This is a genomic window from Streptomyces sp. NPDC050997, from assembly GCF_040660135.1.
Lineage (GTDB): Bacteria > Actinomycetota > Actinomycetes > Streptomycetales > Streptomycetaceae > Streptomyces.
Map to the genome: position 1 here is coordinate 201,381 of NZ_JBFAGK010000010.1, position 14,451 is coordinate 215,831.

11 protein-coding genes are annotated in these 14,451 nt (G+C 70.3%); all 11 read right to left on the bottom strand.

What is annotated here, in order from left to right:
- Positions 1-9: 9 nt before the first annotated feature.
- On the bottom strand, positions 10-1,218 hold the full coding sequence (ftsZ, locus tag AB0H86_RS23760; protein ID WP_362442098.1) for a cell division protein FtsZ: 1,209 nt from the start codon (positions 1,216-1,218) through the stop codon (positions 10-12).
- A gap of 283 nt (positions 1,219-1,501) precedes the next feature.
- Complete coding sequence (ftsQ, locus tag AB0H86_RS23765) at positions 1,502-2,296, bottom strand: cell division protein FtsQ (RefSeq protein WP_362442100.1); 795 nt, start codon at positions 2,294-2,296, stop codon at positions 1,502-1,504.
- Between the two features lie 23 nt (positions 2,297-2,319).
- Positions 2,320-3,417: an undecaprenyldiphospho-muramoylpentapeptide beta-N-acetylglucosaminyltransferase gene (gene murG, locus AB0H86_RS23770; protein WP_362442103.1), complete on the bottom strand. Its 1,098-nt coding sequence runs from the start codon at positions 3,415-3,417 to the stop codon at positions 2,320-2,322.
- A 6-nt stretch (positions 3,418-3,423) separates the two neighbouring features.
- The gene (gene ftsW, locus AB0H86_RS23775; RefSeq protein ID WP_362442106.1) at positions 3,424-4,779 is read right to left on the bottom strand and encodes a putative lipid II flippase FtsW; all 1,356 of its coding nucleotides are present in this window, start codon (positions 4,777-4,779) and stop codon (positions 3,424-3,426) included.
- Between the two features lie 90 nt (positions 4,780-4,869).
- The gene (murD, locus tag AB0H86_RS23780; RefSeq protein ID WP_362442109.1) at positions 4,870-6,309 is read right to left on the bottom strand and encodes a UDP-N-acetylmuramoyl-L-alanine--D-glutamate ligase; all 1,440 of its coding nucleotides are present in this window, start codon (positions 6,307-6,309) and stop codon (positions 4,870-4,872) included.
- Positions 6,291-7,379 (bottom strand): phospho-N-acetylmuramoyl-pentapeptide-transferase, encoded by a 1,089-nt coding sequence (gene mraY / locus AB0H86_RS23785; RefSeq protein WP_362442484.1) that lies wholly within the window; start codon positions 7,377-7,379, stop codon positions 6,291-6,293. The genes murD and mraY overlap by 19 nt, the downstream gene beginning before the upstream one ends.
- Entirely contained in the window at positions 7,379-8,800 is a 1,422-nt protein-coding gene (gene murF / locus AB0H86_RS23790) for a UDP-N-acetylmuramoyl-tripeptide--D-alanyl-D-alanine ligase (protein WP_362442112.1), read from the bottom strand. Before murF ends, mraY begins: the two co-directional genes overlap by 1 nt.
- Before the next feature lie 4 nt (positions 8,801-8,804).
- The gene (locus tag AB0H86_RS23795) at positions 8,805-10,391 is read right to left on the bottom strand and encodes a UDP-N-acetylmuramoyl-L-alanyl-D-glutamate--2,6-diaminopimelate ligase (RefSeq protein ID WP_362442115.1); all 1,587 of its coding nucleotides are present in this window, start codon (positions 10,389-10,391) and stop codon (positions 8,805-8,807) included.
- A 208-nt stretch (positions 10,392-10,599) separates the two neighbouring features.
- The gene (locus AB0H86_RS23800) at positions 10,600-12,573 is read right to left on the bottom strand and encodes a penicillin-binding protein 2 (protein ID WP_362442118.1); all 1,974 of its coding nucleotides are present in this window, start codon (positions 12,571-12,573) and stop codon (positions 10,600-10,602) included.
- Positions 12,570-13,184: a septum formation initiator family protein gene (locus AB0H86_RS23805; RefSeq protein ID WP_362442121.1), complete on the bottom strand. Its 615-nt coding sequence runs from the start codon at positions 13,182-13,184 to the stop codon at positions 12,570-12,572. The genes AB0H86_RS23800 and AB0H86_RS23805 overlap by 4 nt, the downstream gene beginning before the upstream one ends.
- Positions 13,185-13,277: 93 nt before the next feature.
- On the bottom strand, positions 13,278-14,234 hold the full coding sequence (rsmH, locus tag AB0H86_RS23810) for a 16S rRNA (cytosine(1402)-N(4))-methyltransferase RsmH (protein ID WP_362442123.1): 957 nt from the start codon (positions 14,232-14,234) through the stop codon (positions 13,278-13,280).
- Positions 14,235-14,451: the final 217 nt, after the last annotated feature.

The window sequence follows — 14,451 nt, forward strand, 5'->3', positions numbered from 1 at the left end:
TCAGGACGATCACTTGAGGAAGTCCGGCACGTCCAGCTCCTCGGCCGCGCTGTCCGTGTAGGACCGCGACGGCGGAACCGGCGGGGAGACCTGGATGTCGGCCACGGGCTCCGGAACGGGCTCCGGCTCCTCCTTCGGCGTGACGCTGCCGAGCGAGCCGAAGCTCGGCCGGCTCTCGGCCTGCCGTACCGGAGTGGCCTCCTCGCGGCGGCCCGAGGACGACGAGGAGCCTGACGCCGAACCGAGAACGGTGTCCCGGCGGGCCGGCGGCTGGCCGCCGTCGAACCCGGCCGCGATCACGGTGACCCGCACCTCGTCGCCGAGGGCGTCGTCGATGACCGCGCCGAAGATGATGTTGGCTTCGGGGTGAGCGGCCTCGCTGACCAGCTGGGCGGCCTCGTTGATCTCGAACAGACCGAGGTCGGAACCGCCGGAGATGGAGAGCAGTACGCCCCGGGCGCCGTCGATGGAGGCTTCGAGCAGCGGTGAGGAGATCGCCATCTCGGCGGCCGCCACCGCGCGGTCGTCGCCGCGGGCCGAGCCGATGCCCATGAGGGCCGAACCCGCCTCGGACATGACCGACTTCACGTCGGCGAAGTCGAGGTTGATCAGACCGGGGGTGGTGATGAGGTCGGTGATGCCCTGAACACCGGAGAGCAGGACCTGGTCCGCCGACTTGAACGCGTCGAGGACGGAGACCTGGCGGTCCGAGATGGACAGCAGCCGGTCGTTCGGGATGACGATGAGGGTGTCGACCTCTTCGCGGAGTTCGGCGATGCCGTCCTCGGCCTGGTTCGCGCGGCGCCGTCCCTCGAAGGTGAACGGGCGCGTGACCACGCCGATGGTGAGGGCGCCGAGCGTGCGGGCGATGTTGGCCACGACGGGCGCGCCGCCGGTGCCTGTGCCACCGCCTTCACCGGCCGTCACGAAGACCATGTCGGCCCCCTTGAGGACCTCCTCGATCTCCTCACGGTGATCCTCGGCGGCCTTGCGGCCGACGGCCGGGTTGGCTCCGGCGCCGAGTCCGCGGGTGAGTTCACGGCCGACGTCGAGCTTGACGTCGGCGTCGCTCATCAACAGCGCTTGTGCGTCGGTGTTGATGGCGATGAACTCGACACCCTTGAGACCGACTTCGATCATCCGGTTGATGGCATTGACACCACCGCCGCCGACACCGATGACCTTGATGACTGCGAGGTAGTTCTGCGGTGCTGCCACGTCGAAGGCCTCTCGCCTCGAATTACGTTGTCGCCGCCTCGCGGGTGTGAACCCGTGGTCCGACGACAGATGCCGAATGGGACGGTCCATAACGCCGACCCGAACCCTAACGCTGAAGTTTAGGGTTACCAGTGTGTCTGTTCCCTGGAGTCTTCTGAACAGGACACTAAGTCGACAAGTGGCGCACGTTCAACGAACACGCCGAACCTCCCGTTTTTCTTTTCACCCTATGTGATCAGGCATAGCGCTGCCCAACCAGGGTGCTGGCCTGCGCAGATGTGCGTCAACTCCCTGATGACGCAGGCGCGGTGGGGGCGCTGACATCGAAGTGCCGCGCGTCTGGGGCGGCTTTCATGAGGGCTGTGAGCGTACGGGCCTTGGCGGCACCCTTCTCGCCGCTTCCCCACGCGACGGTGCGGCCACCCCCCAGGTCCAGCGAGATGTCGTCGTACGAAAGCACCTTGACGGTTCGGGTGTCGCGGGCGACCGTGGCCGGAAGTGCGCCGGCGACCCGGACCGCCTCACGCACCAGCCGGTCCTCGCCGAAGCGCCGCAGGCTCGGGGCGCGCGAACCTGGCCGAGAGAGTGTCAATTCCAGTACGGGGACGCCATTCGGCGCCCGCGAAACCGTGGCGAAGCGGACACCTTCATCGTCCACTTCGACAAAGTTTCGGCCCTTTTGGACAAGCAGAACCGGAGTGCGCTCAGTCACTTTCAGCCCGATTCCATGGGGCCAGGAACGCTCTACGTCAACCACGTCAATTCGGGGCAATTTTCGGCGCAGTCGTGCCTCGATCGCCTCAGTGTCGACGGAGATCAGCGGCGCCCCGACCGGTACGTCGGCCGCCTCGCGCACCTGCGCGGGCGTCAGGACCCGGGTCCCGGAGACGGATACCTCTTCCGTCCGCAGCCACTGGGAGCCGTACAACAGCCAGACGGTGCCCGCGCCGAGGAGGACCAACGCGATGACGAGAACGATGATCATACGAAGGCGGGGTGGCGTGAACCTTCTGGCGGGCGGCGGGCCGGACGACTTCTGCTGGCGTTCACCGCGCTCGGCGGTCGTCGATCCGGCCACGCTCCCTGCCTTCCTATACGTGCCTAACGGTGTGCACGACTGGCGGCGATCGCCTCGTACACCATGCCGACGAGAAGGTCGTCGGCGTCCCGGCGGCCGAACTCGGCGGCGGCGCGGGACATCTGGTACAGCCGATGCGGGTCGGCGAGCACCGGCAGGACGTTCTGCTGGACCCACTGGGGGGTCAGTTCCGCGTCGTCGACCAGCAGTCCACCGCCGGCCTTGACCACCGGCTGGGCGTTCAGCCGCTGTTCGCCGTTGCCGACGGGCAGCGGGACATAGGCGGCCGGGAGTCCGACGGCGGAGAGCTCGGCGACGGTCATCGCGCCCGCACGGCACAGCATCATGTCGGCCGCGGCGTACGCGAGGTCCATCCGGTCCACGTACGGTACCGGGATGTACGGGGGCATCCCCGGCATCTGCTGTACCTGCGGCAGTTCGTTCTTCGGGCCGACCGCGTGCAGGACCTGGATCCCGGCCTGCTGGAGCCAGGGCGCGACCTGTTGGACCACCTCGTTGAGCCGGCGGGCGCCCTGCGAGCCGCCGGAGACCAGCAGCGTCGGCAGGTTCGGGTCGAGCCCGAAGGCGGCGCGGGCCTCTGGGCGTACGGCCGCCCGGTCGAGCGTGGCGATGGCCCGGCGCAGCGGGATGCCGATGTAGCGGGCGTCCCGCAGCTTGCTGTCCGGGGTCGAGACGGCGACCTTGGCGGCGTACCGGGAGCCGATCTTGTTGGCGAGGCCGGGCCGGGCGTTCGCCTCATGGACGATGATCGGCACACCCAGACGCTTGGCGGCGAGATAGCCGGGCAGCGCCACATAGCCGCCGAAGCCGACGACGGCGTCCGCCCTGGTGCGCTCCAGGATCTGCTCGGCGGCCTTGATCGTGCCGCGCAGCCGGCCCGGGACGGTGATCAGCTCAGGGGTGGGCTTGCGTGGCAGCGGTACCGCGGGGATCAGCGCGAGGTCGTAGCCCCGCTCCGGTACGAGCCGGGTCTCCAGGCCGCGCTCTGTGCCCAGGGCCGTGATCCCCACGGCCGGGTCCTGCCTGCGCAGGGCGTCCGCGAGGGCGAGCGCTGGCTCGATGTGGCCGGCGGTCCCCCCACCGGCGAGTACGACATGCACCGAAATTCACCGCTCTCCGGACGAGCGCGCCGCCGAGGCACGCCGTCGCATCGTGTTCCATCTTCGAGGCCCCCGCACAGGGCCCCCCGCACGCTTTCTGCCAAAGCGGGTCTGCCGCATGGAAAGCGCCATCCGCGCAGCGGGGTCCTCACGCGCGAAGGCGATCAGTAGCCCGATGGCGAACATGGTCGGCAGCAGGGCGGAACCCCCGTAGGAGAACAGCGGGAGGGGGACACCGGCGATCGGCAGCAAGCCGAGCACCGCACCGATGTTGATCACCGCCTGCGCGATGATCCAGGTGGTCACACCTCCCGCGGCATACCTCACGAAGGGGTCCTCCGTGCGTCCGGCCACGCGGATACCCGCATAGCCTAGAGCCGCGAAGAGGGCGAGCACGGACAGCGTCCCCGCGAGGCCCAGTTCCTCACCGGTCACGGCGAAGATGAAGTCCGTGTGGGCTTCCGGGAGTTGGCCCCATTTCTCCACACTCGCGCCGAGCCCGGACCCGAAGAGTCCGCCGCTGGCCAGGGCATAGATGCCGTGCACGGCCTGCCAGCAGTCGGCCACTCCGGACTTCGGCTCGGTGGCGCCGATGCACTGGAGCCGGGCCATCCGGTTGGGGCTGGTCTTGATGAGGATCACACCGAGGGTGACGGCGACCGACAGCACTCCGACGAACAGCCGGGTCGGGGCGCCCGCCAGCCACAGCACACCGAACAGGATGGCGGTCAGGATGATCGCCGTACCCATGTCGCCGCCGAGCATGATCAGTCCGAGCAGCATGAAGGCGACCGGCACGAGCGGCACCAGCATGTGCTTCCACTGGGACAGCAGCTTCCTGTCCTGTTTGCGGGCCATCAGGTCGGCGCCCCACAGCACCAGCGCGAGCTTGCCGAACTCGCTGGGCTGGATCTGGAAGGAGCCGCCGAGCGAGATCCAGTTCTGGTTGCCGTTGACCGACATCCCTATCCCCGGCACCTGCACCAGGATCATCAGGAAGACGGCGCCCGCCAGGATCGGGTACGCGAGCGCCCGGTGCAGCTTCACCGGCATCCGGGAGGCGACCAGCAGCAGCACACCGCCTATGACGGCCGCGAGGAGCTGCTTGCGGAAGAAGTAGGAGCCCGGCAGGGACATCTGCAGCGCCGTGATCTGGGAGGCCGAGTAGACCATCACCAGGCCGAGCACGGTGATCAGCAGACTGCCGCCGAGGATCAGGTAGTACGCGGTGAGCGGCCGGTCCCAGGCGCGGCGGGCCCGCGTGTACAGACTGAGGAACGGGTTCTCGCGCACCGCCCGGGAGGCGGCGGGCCGCGCCACCCGGCGCTGCACGGGCGGCCGCCCGGTACGGCTACCGGACATCGGCGTCCTTGCTGTACATCGGCCACGTGTGCGTGGCCGGGTTCGCGAGTCCCACGCGTCCCTCCCAGGGGCGCCCGGCAGGCGGCCGGGTCATAGGGGGTGTCTGGTGCCCCCGGCGTCGAGCTCGCGAACCGCCTCCGCGAACGCGTCACCGCGCTTGTTGTAGTTGGCGAACATGTCCATGGAGGCACAGGCCGGGGCCAGCAGAACCGTGTCGCCCTCGACCGCGAGCCGCTGCGCCTCCTGGACTGCCTGGAGCATCGCCCCAGTGTCGGTCCGGTCGAGGTCGACGACGGGTACCTCCGGGGCGTGTCGCGCGAGGGCTTCCCGGATGAGGGCCCGGTCCGCGCCGATCAGGACGACCCCGCGAAGTCGCTTTGCCGACCTGGCGACCAGCTCGTCGAAGGACGCGCCCTTGGCCAGCCCGCCGGCGATCCAGACGATCGACTCGTACGCCGCCAACGAGGCCTGAGCCGCGTGGGTGTTGGTGGCCTTGGAGTCGTCGATGTACGTGACACCGGCCACGTCGGCGACGTGTGCGATGCGGTGGGCGTCCGGGGTGAAGGCCCGCAGTCCGTCCCGTACGGCCGCGGCGGGCACCCCGTAGGCGCGCGCGAGAGCGGCCGCCGCGAGGGCGTTGGCGATGTTGTGCGGGACCGGCGGGTTGACGTCGGAGATCTGCGCCAGCTCCTGGGCGTTCTTCTGCCGGTTCTCCACGAAGGCGCGGTCGACCAGGATGCCCTCCACCACACCGAGTTGGGAGGGGCCGGGCGTGCCGAGGGTGAAGCCGACGGCTCGGCAGCCCTCCTCGACATCGGCCTCGCGCACCAGGTCCTCGGTGGCCTTGTCGGCGACGTTGTAGACGCAGGCGACCCGATTGCCGTGGTAGATACGGCCCTTGTCGGCGGCGTACGCCTCCATGGAGCCGTGCCAGTCGAGGTGGTCGGGCGCCAGGTTCAGGACGGTGGCGGAGTGGGCGCGCAGGGAGGGCGCCCAGTGGAGCTGATAGCTCGACAGCTCCACGGCGAGGACGTCGTACTGCTCGTCGCCGAGCACCGCGTCCAGCAGCGAGACGCCGATGTTGCCGACGGCGGCCGTGCGCAGGCCCGCCGCCTTGAGGATGGAGGCGAGCATCTGGACCGTGCTCGTCTTGCCGTTGGTGCCGGTGACGGCCAGCCAGGGAGCTGCCTCCGGGCCGCGCAGCCGCCAGGCGAGTTCGACGTCGCCCCAGACGGGGACGCCGGCCTGCGCGGCGGCGGCGAACAGCGGCTTGTCCGGCTTCCAGCCGGGTGTGGTGACGATGAGTTCGGTGCCCTGCGGCAGGGTCGCGCCGTCGCCGAGGCGCACGGTGATGCCCAGGGCCTCCAGTTCGGCGGCCTGGGCACGGGCCCGCTCGTCGTCGCCGTCGTTGACGACCGTGACGACGGCGCCGAATCCGTGCAGCACCTTGGCCGCCGGGATGCCGGAGACGCCGAGCCCGGCGACGGTGACGCGCTTTCCCTGCCAGTCGGTCACTTGTCCGCCGCCCATCCCGCGTAGAAGAGACCCAGTCCGACAATCACACAGATGCCCTGGATGATCCAGAAGCGGACCACGACAAGGACTTCGGACCACCCCTTTAGTTCGAAGTGGTGCTGGAGTGGCGCCATGCGGAAGACCCGCTTGCCGGTGAGGCGGAACGAGCCGACCTGGATGACGACCGACATGGTGATGAGGACGAACAGGCCGCCGAGGAGGGCGATCAGCAGCTCGGTGCGGGAGCAGATCGCGAGGCCGGCGAGCACACCGCCGAGGGCCAGCGAACCGGTGTCCCCCATGAAGATCTTGGCCGGCGAGGTGTTCCACCACAGGAAGCCGAGACAGGAGCCCATCAGCGCGGAGGCGATCACCGCGAGGTCGAGCGGATCACGCACCTCGTAACAGGCGCCCGGGTTGGTCAGGGTCTCCCCGTTGGCGCAGGACTCCTGGTACTGCCAGACACCGATGAAGGTGTAGGCGCCGAAGACGAGGACGGAGGCGCCGGTGGCCAGGCCGTCCAGACCGTCGGTCAGGTTCACGCCGTTCGACATCGCGAGGATCATGAACAGCGCCCAGACCACGAACAGCACGGGGCCGATCGTCCAGCCGAAGTCCGTGATGAACGACAGCTTCGTGGAGGCCGGCGTCTGTCCCCGGGAGTCCGCGAACTGGAGCGAGAGCACCGCGAAGCTGATGCCGACGATCAGCTGGCCGGCCATCTTCGCCTTGGCCCGCAGACCGAGTGAACGCCGCTTGACGATCTTGATGTAGTCGTCGAGGAAACCGACCATGCCCATGCCGACCATCAGGGCGAGGACCAGCACACCCGAGAAGGTCGGAGGGGGTGTCTTGGCCTCGCCGAGGCCGGTGAACACCTTGGACAGGAAGTACGCGGCGACCGTCGCCAGGATGAACGCGATACCGCCCATGGTCGGCGTACCGCGCTTGCTGCCGTGCGTGCGCGGGCCGTCGTCACGGATGTACTGGCCGTAGCCCTTGCGTGCGAGGAGCTTGATCAGCAGCGGGGTGCCGATCAGCGTGAGGAACAGACCAATGACTCCTGCGAACAGGATCTGCTTCATCATCGGGCGGAAACCTCACCCTCGGCACCGGTCTCGACGAGCGCCTGCGCCACGCTCTCGAGCCCGACCGACCGGGACGCCTTCACGAGTACGACGTCTCCCGGGCGCAACTCGCTGCGCAACAGGTCGACCGCCGCCTGTGCGTCGGACACGTGCACCGACTCCTCACCCCACGAACCCTCGTTATATGCGCCCAGCTGCAGCCAGGACGCTTCCCTGCCCCCGACCGCGACGAGCTTGCCGACATTGAGCCGGACGGCCAGCCGTCCGACCGCGTCGTGCTCGGCGAGCGCCTCGTCCCCGAGCTCGGCCATCTTGCCGAGCACCGCCCACGTACGGCCCCCCTTCGCCTGTGCGGCTTTGCCCATCGCGGCGAGCGCGCGCAAAGCCGCTCGCATGGACTCGGGGTTCGCGTTGTAGGCGTCGTTGACGATCGTCACGCCGTCCGGGCGCTCGGTGACCTCCATACGCCAGCGGGAGAGGGAGCCCGCCTCGGAGAGCGCGGTGGCGATCTCAGCTACGGACATGCCCAGTTCGTGGGCGACGGCGGCCGCGGCGAGCGCGTTCGACACGTGGTGCTCACCGTACAGGCGCATGGTCACTTCGCTTGCACCGGAGGGTGTGTGAAGCCTGAAGGCGGGCTGTCCGCTGTCCATGAGTCGCACGTTCTCGGCGCGTACGTCCGCTTCGCCGGACTCTCCGAAAAGGATCACCTTCGCCTTGGTACGGGATGCCATGGCCCGTACGAGGGGGTCGTCCGCATTGAGGACCGCCGTGCCGTCTTCCGGCAGACTCTCGACGAGTTCGCCCTTGGCCTGCGCGATCTGCTCGCGGCCGCCGAACTCGCCGATGTGCGCGGTGCCGACGTTGAGGACGAGGCCGACCTTCGGCGGGGTCAGGCCGGCGAGGTAGCGGATGTGGCCGATGCTGCGGGCGCCCATCTCCAGCACGAGGAATTTGGTGTCCTCGGTGGCGGACAGGGCGGTCAGCGGCAGCCCGATCTCGTTGTTGAGCGAGCCCGGCGTCCACACCGTCGGCGCCGCGCGCTGGAGCACCTGGGCGATGAGGTCCTTGGTGCTGGTCTTGCCCGCGGAACCGGTCAGCGCGACCAGGGTCGCGCCGAGCCGTCGTACGACATGGCGCGCGAGGGCGCCGAGTGCCGTCTGGACGTCCTCGACGACGATGGCGGGCACGCCGACGGGGCGGGACGCCAGTACGGCGACCGCGCCCGCTTCGACGACCGCGTGTGCGAAGTCGTGGCCGTCCACGCGCTCGCCCGCGAAGGCGACGAAGAGGCTGCCCGGCTCCACCTCACGGGAGTCCCGGACGACCGCTCCGGTGACCTCGACGGACGGATCCGGTATGTCGTGCGTCTGCCCGCCGACGACTGCTGCGATCTCGGCGAGGGAGAGGGCGATCACAAGTTCATCCCTGGGTCTTCTGGATAGCTTCGCGAAGCACCTGGCGGTCGTCGAAGGGACGTACCACCCCGGCGATGTCCTGGCCCTGCTCGTGGCCCTTGCCCGCGACCAGCACGGTGTCGCCGGGCCGGGCACGGGACACCACGGCGGTGATCGCGGCGGCCCGGTCCTCGAAGACCTGGACCTCGCCGCGTTCGTGCGCCGGTACGGAGGCCGCGCCCTGAAGCATGGTCGCGAGGATCGCGAGGGGGTCCTCGGAGCGGGGGTTGTCGGAGGTCAGCACCGCCGTGTCGGCGTGCCGGGCCACAGCGGCGCCCATCGGCATCCGCTTGGACTTGTCGCGGTCACCGCCGCAGCCGAGCACCACGTGCAGCTGCCCCTCGGTGACCTTGCGCAGGGCGCGCAGGACCGACTCGACGGCGTCGGTCTTGTGGGCGTAGTCGACGACCGCGAGATACGGCTGCCCGACGTCCACCCGCTCGAGGCGGCCCGGTACGCCCGGCACTGCGGCGATGCCGTCGGCGGCGGCCTGCGGGTCGAGTCCGGCGGCGGCGAGGGCGACGATCGCGGCGAGGGTGTTGGCCACGTTGAAGGGCCCGGCGAGCGGCGAGCGGGCGGTGATCCGCTCCCGCTTGGGGCCGATCGCGGTGAACGTCGAGTCCAGCGGCCCGACTTCGACGTCCTCGGCACGCCAGTCGGCGTCCGGGTGGCCCTCGGCGGAGAAGGTGACGATGGGAACGGTGGCTTCCTTGACCAGCCTGCGCCCGTACTCGTCGTCGAAGTTGACGACGCCGAGCCTGCTGCGCTTCGGCGTGAACAGCCGCGCCTTGGCCTGGAAGTAGTCCTCCATGTCGGAGTGGAACTCCATGTGTTCCGGGCTCAGGTTGGTGAAGACACCGAGGTCGAACACACAGCCGTCGACCCGCCCGAGGACCAGGGCGTGACTGGAGACCTCCATGGCGACCGCCTCGACGCCCCGCTCGCGCATGACCGCGAACAGGGCCTGGAGGTCGGTGGCTTCGGGGGTGGTCCGCTCGGACTTGATGCGCTCGTCGCCGATACGCGTCTCGACGGTGCCGATCAGGCCCACCCGTCGCCCATCACCGCCCTCGCCCGGCGACGCTTCGCGCCAGCCCCTCTCGCCGGTGGCCCTGGCTGTCCGCAGGCCGCCCTCGACGAGGTAGGCGGTGGTGGTCTTGCCGGAGGTGCCGGTGATGCCGATCTGGAGCAGATCGCGGCCGGGGTGGCCGTAGATCGTGGCCGCCAGTTCGCCCATCAGCGCGCGTGGGTCTGCGACGACCAGCACCGGAAGTCCGGTGGCGGCGGCCCGCTCGGCGCCCGTCGGGTCGGTCAGCACGGCGACCGCGCCGAGGCCGGCGGCCTGGGTGACGAAGTCGGCGCCGTGCAGACGGGCGCCCGGGAGGGCGGCGTACAGGTCGCCGGGGCGAACGGCGCGCGAGTCATGGGTGATGCCCGTGACCTCGGCGGCGTCGGCCGGACTGGCAGGCTTTTCGGCACCCAGCTGATCGGCGAGCTCCGCGAGGGGGGTGGCGGAGACCTGGACCGGCCGGGGCGGTCCCGGATATGTCACGGGTGCACCCTTCTGGGTGGTTTGGGACTGATCAGGGTGTGGCACGGCGGTGAGCGTACCGGGCGCACCGGCCTCGGAGCGAAGTGAGGGGCGGGGCGTTGCCTGGTTCCCGGAATCGGGAGTGATCGTTGTCACGAGGTGGTTCCTGAGTGCTCGGTACTGATCAGGATCTGTGGTCCTGACTGGTCGGGACGGAGGGCCCGGCCGGTCAGGGTTTGTAGCTGACCGGGAGGCGGGCGGCCTTGGCCCCGGTCGGCGGGACCTGCAGCGACTTCAGAGCGAACTCCATGACCTGCTTGTAGACGGGCCCGCAGATCTGGCCACCGAAGTAGCTGCCCTTGGTGGAGTTCTGGATGGCGCAGTAGACGGTGATGCGGGGCTTGTCGGCGGGCGCGAAGCCGGCGAACGACGAGGTGTAGCCCTTGTACTTGCCGGTGGCCGGATCTACGCGGTTGGCCGTACCCGTCTTGCCCGCGACCCGGTAGCCCGGGATACGCGCCTTGGTGCCGGTGCCCTCCTCGTCGTCCACGACGGACTCCAGCATCCGGGCGAGGGTCTTCGCCGTCTTGGCGCTGACGACCCGGGTCTCCTTGGGCTTCGCGGCGGGCGTGAAGCGTCCGTCCGGCCCCTTCGTGCCGCGCACGAGCGAGGGTTCGACGCGTACGCCGCCGTTGGCGATGGTCGAGTAGACGGAGGCCGCCTGCACCGCGTTGAGGGACACGCCCTGGCCGAAAGGAATCGTGAACTGCTGCGAGGTCGACCAGTCGCCGGGCGCCGCGAGGATGCCCTTCGTCTCGCCGGGGAAGCCGAGCCCGGTGTAGCTGCCGATGCCGAACTTGCGCAGGTACGAGTGGAGGACCTGGTTGGCCTGCCGCTGCGTCTTGCCGAGCTGGCCGGTGGCGAGGATGGTGCCGATGTTGCTGGACTTGGCGAGCACGCCGTTGAGCGTGAGGTACCAGGTCGGGTGGTCGATGTCGTCCTTGAACAGCCGGTCGCCGCGGTGCAGCCGGTTGGGCACGACGACGTGCGTCTGCGGGGTGGCGACCTTCTGCTCCAGGACGGCGGCCATCGACATGACCTTGGCGGTGGAGCCCGGTTCGTACGCGTCCTGGAGGGCGGCGTTGCCCATGTTCACCGAGCTGGCCTTGGACAGGTCGTTCGGGTCGAAGCCGGGTGAGTTCGCCATGGCGAGGATCTCGCCGGTCTGCGTGTCCTGCACCACCACATAGCCGCGATCCGCCTTGGACGCCTTGACCTGGTCCGTGATCGCGTTCTGCGCGGCCCACTGGATGTCGCGGTCGATGGTGAGCTCGACATCGCTGCCGGGCACGGCGGGAGTCTCGGTGGAGCCCACGGTCGGCACCTGGCGGCCCCCGGCCTGGGCGTAGCGGATCTTGCCGTCCTTGCCGGCCAGCAGACTGTTCAGCTGCTGCTCGACGCCTCCGGCGCCCTTGCCCTCGGCGTTGACCCAGCCCAGTATCCCGGCGGCGAGATCTCCGTTCGGGTACACCCGCTTGCTGGTGGGGACGGCGAGGACGCCCGCGAGGGCGTTGACGGCGCTCGGGTCCGTCTCGGCCTTGTCGGCCAGCGCCGTCTTCAGGTCCTTGATCTGCTTCCAGACCTGCGGGGTCTGGCGGTAGGCGAGCACGGTGTAGCGCAGGTTCCGGTTCGCGGGCCTGAGCTTCTTGACGAGCGTGTCCTGTTCCGCACCGAGGATCGGGGCGAGGAGGGCGGCCGCCTGCTCGGGCCCGTCGTCGACCTTCAGCTGCTCGCGGCTGAACAGCGTGGGGTCGGCGGTGATGGTGTACGCGTCCACGCTGGTCGCGAGGTCCACGCCGGCGCGGTCGGTGATCCCGCCCCGGTCGGCGGCCAGGGTGTAGCCGACATACCGGTTCTGTTCGGCCTTGGCGGCGTACGTGCTCGCGTCGACGGCCTGCACCTGGAGCAGTCGTACGACGAAGGCGATGAGTACGAGGGCGAGCGCGAGGCCGACCATGCGCAGCCGGGGGCGGGGGCTGCCCAGCCGGATGACCTTGGGGGCCGCGGGACGGGGCGCCGGGCGGCGGGCCGGGCGGGCGCCGGGGCCCGGACCACGCCGGGCGGCGGGCCGGGCGGGGCGCTCGGGGCGGGCGGGTCGGGGCACGCGGCGGCGCGGCGGTTCCCTGTCGGACACTTCCGTCACCTGCCGGGGGTCGGAGTCGGGGTCGTCATGGGCGGGAGTACCGGGGTCGCCGCGGCCGGCTGCGCGGGATCGGCCGGCCGGGCGGGTGGCGGGGCGGCTGGGGTGGGCGTGGGCGTGGGCAGCCGCGTCGGCGCGGTTGCCGTCGGGGCCGGGGGGTCGGTCGCCGGGTGCAGCCCTGTCTCGAGGTCCATCGCCTCGGGGGCCAGGACCAGCGGGCCACGTACGGAGGCCGGCTGGGCGTCGGCGGCGGGGCTCGGTACGCCCTTGACGGTGCCGTCGGGGCCCAGGAAGGCCGGGTCGCCGCCGGGCACCATGCCGAGTTCGCGGGCGCGGCGCTGGAGGGCTTCGGGGGCCGAGTAGCCGTCGATGCTCCGCTGCAGCGCCTGTTCCTCGTCGGTGAGGTCCGTCGTCCCCTTCTGCAGGTCGTCGAGTTTGAACGACCCTTCGGAGAGGGCGGAGTTCAGTACCAGCAGTCCGATGAGGCCACCGCCGAGGAGGAGCACCACCAGCAGGACGAAAGGGGTGCGGGCGGCCTGGCCGGAGCCGGCCGTGACCGGGATGAGCCGCGCGAGCCGAGCGGCTCTGCCCTTCAGTTGGGGTTTCCTACTCACTCGCCCTCCCCCTGAGTTCCGTGAGTCCGGATTTCCAACCTGCCCACCCCCGGGTTCGGGCCGCGCACCGGTCCGCCCGCCCCTGCGCCTGCCTCACTCGACGTCCTCCCTGATGCGCTCGGCTCCGCGCAGTCGCGCCGGTGCCGCGCGCCGGTTCTCGGCGATCTCTTCCTCGGTGGGAAGTTCGGCACCACGCGTGAGCAGCTTGAGCCGCGGCTGGTAGCGCTCGGGGACGACGGGCAGCCCGGGCGGCGCGGTGATGGCTGCACCGGCCGCGAACACCTGCTTGACCAGCCGGTCCTCCAGCGAGTGGTACGACAGGACGGCGATCCGGCCGCCCACGTCCAGCGTCTTCACCGCGGCCGGGATCGCCTGCTCCAGGACGGAGAGTTCACCGTTGACCTCGATGCGCAGCGCCTGGAAGGTGCGCTTGGCCGGGTTGCCGCCGGTGCGCTTGGCGGCCTGCGGCAGGCTGTCCCGGATCAGCTCCACAAGGCGCGCGCTGTTGCTGAACGGCTCCTTCTCGCGCTCCCGCACGATCGCGGACACGATCCGCTTGGCCTGCTTCTCCTCGCCGTACGCCCTGAGGATCCGAACGAGTTCGCCGGCCGGATAGGTGTTGAGGACCTCGGCCGCACTGATCCCGGTCGTCTGGTCCATGCGCATGTCGAGCGGAGCGTCCTGGGCGTAGGCGAAGCCGCGGTCGGCCTCGTCGAGCTGCATGGAGGAGACACCGAGGTCGAAGAGGACACCCTGGACGCGCGGTACCGCGAGCCGGTCCAGGACATCGGGCAGCTCGTCGTACACCGCGTGGACGAGGGTGGCGCGTTCCCCGTAGGGCGCGAGCCGCTCGCCGGACAGCCGCAGGGCTTCCTTGTCCCGGTCGAGGGCGATCAGCCGGGCCTCGGGGAAGCGCGCCAGCAGGGCCTCGCTGTGGCCGCCGAGGCCGAGCGTGCAGTCGACGACCACTGCTCCGGGCCGCTCCAGGGCGGGCGCCAACAGGTCCAGGCACCGGTGGAGCATCACCGGGACGTGTCGACTCTCGCTCAAGGGGCCCTCTCAGGTCCGGCGCGGGCCGTACGCACCGCCGGGTCCCCGCCCTCCCCCAGCAAGCTGGGGGGACCCCCGGTGAAGGGGAAGCCTGCCGGCGCCGGGAGCGTCAGCCGACCGGGAGCGGGAGGAGGCCGAGCCGTACGTACGCGCCGCGCACGTGGGGAGATCTCCGGAAAATCGCCGGGATCTCCAGGGGAAAGCAGTCCGCAGGGAG

What these genes read in the sequence shown, in the direction of transcription:
- ftsW (WP_362442106.1), bottom strand. Translation starts at nt 4,779, where the DNA reads ATGTCCGGTAGCCGTACCGGGCGGCCGCCCGTGCAGCGCCGGGTGGCG.
- murD (WP_362442109.1), bottom strand. Translation starts at nt 6,309, where the DNA reads ATGGGCGGCGGACAAGTGACCGACTGGCAGGGAAAGCGCGTCACCGTC.
- mraY (WP_362442484.1), bottom strand. Translation starts at nt 7,379, where the DNA reads ATGAAGCAGATCCTGTTCGCAGGAGTCATTGGTCTGTTCCTCACGCTG.